Source organism: Herbaspirillum rhizosphaerae (assembly GCF_046025915.1).
Classification (GTDB): domain Bacteria; phylum Pseudomonadota; class Gammaproteobacteria; order Burkholderiales; family Burkholderiaceae_D; genus Herbaspirillum; species Herbaspirillum rhizosphaerae_A.
In genome coordinates this window covers 1-1,314 of sequence record NZ_JAQQFR010000033.1, presented here as the reverse complement: position 1 = coordinate 1,314, position 1,314 = coordinate 1, and the positions used below count along the sequence as shown (strand labels likewise).

Annotated in this window: 1 protein-coding gene; it reads right to left on the bottom strand. The window is 52.9% G+C overall.

Going from position 1 to position 1,314, the window contains the following annotated elements:
* Positions 1-29: 29 nt before the first annotated feature.
* Positions 30-1,261 (bottom strand): IS3 family transposase gene (locus PQR63_RS23585; protein WP_408170723.1). Its coding sequence is split into 2 segments (ribosomal slippage): positions 30-898 and positions 898-1,261, totalling 1,233 coding nucleotides; the frame shifts between segments, so codons are not numbered across the junction.
* Positions 1,262-1,314 lie beyond the last annotated feature (53 nt).

Sequence of the window (1,314 nt, the reverse complement as noted above, 5' to 3'; positions counted from 1 at the left end):
TGTCCAGTCCTAAAATAGGTTGACAGGTTTTATTGCGACACCGACGCCCGATGCACCGCATCGGGCGTTTTGTATTTCAGGGCCGTATGTGGCCGTTCCTGGTTATAAATCTGAACCGATTGTGCCACCATTTTGGCTGCTTGCTGTAGATCCGCCGGCCGGGTTAGCAAGAACTCTCCCTTAAGGATTCCGTTGATTCGTTCGGCTAACGCATTCTGGTAGCAGTCATACCCATCCGTCATCGAACATATCAAACCATGGCGGCGATGGATCTCTTGGTAATACGTCGCGCAGTACTGGATTCCTCTATCGGAATGATGAGTCACCGGCGCACTTCCACGCCGTCCGCGCAAGGCCATTTTCAACGCCTGACTGACCTCTTCCGTCTGCAAACTGCCATGCACATGGTATCCAACGATCTTGCGTGACCAGGCATCTGTTACCAAGCTCAAGTACACGAACTTCCCTCTTGTGGGCAGATACGTGATGTCCGCTACCCACACCTGCTCCGGCCCCGTCGGCACGACTTGCTCCGGCCCTTCCTTGAGTAAATTCGGATGACGCCGGAAGCGATGATGGCTATCTGTGGTCTTGTGGTACGCACGCTGCGGCTGCACCAGCAGTCTTGCCTGTCTCAGAATGCTGAACAATCGATCCCGGCCAACCTTCATTTCTGCTTGTTCCAGGCTTGTGCCCAACATATGGTGCAGCTTGCGTGTGCCTATTCTTGGCTGGCGCAGGCGAATCGGCTGCACAAGTGCCACCACTGCCTTAGCTTGATCCTCGCTATCCCGTTCCCGTTGGTAACGTTTGTAATACGCCTGGCGGCTAATGCCGATGAAACGGCAAGCTCTCTGAATGCTCAGTCCTTCGACTTGACCACTACGGATAGCTTGCCCGACGACTTTTTTACCATCACCCCGTGCTCGTCGCGCATGATGTTCATCACCGTTTCAAACAAGGCTGACTTTTGCTTCTCTTCCTTGAGCTGCTGTTCCAGCTCCTTGATTCGTTGCTCTGGCGTTAAGGCCTTACTCGGTTTGTTTGTCATCATCGCGCTCCGCTTGCTGCGGCCCCTCGGTTGGATCCAGTCCTGCAAGCCATGTTTGCGACACCATACCAAAACCATCGACCTACCTTGGATTCCATACCGCTTTTGGGCCTCCTTGTACGTCATCTCGCCTTTTTCTACCTGCTCCACAACGCTCAATTTAAACGCCAGACTGTAATCCTTCTGACTACGACGTATCCTTTGCTCCATCTGACACTCCTTCTCTTCATCGAAAATGTGTCAACTTATTCTAGGACGGGTCA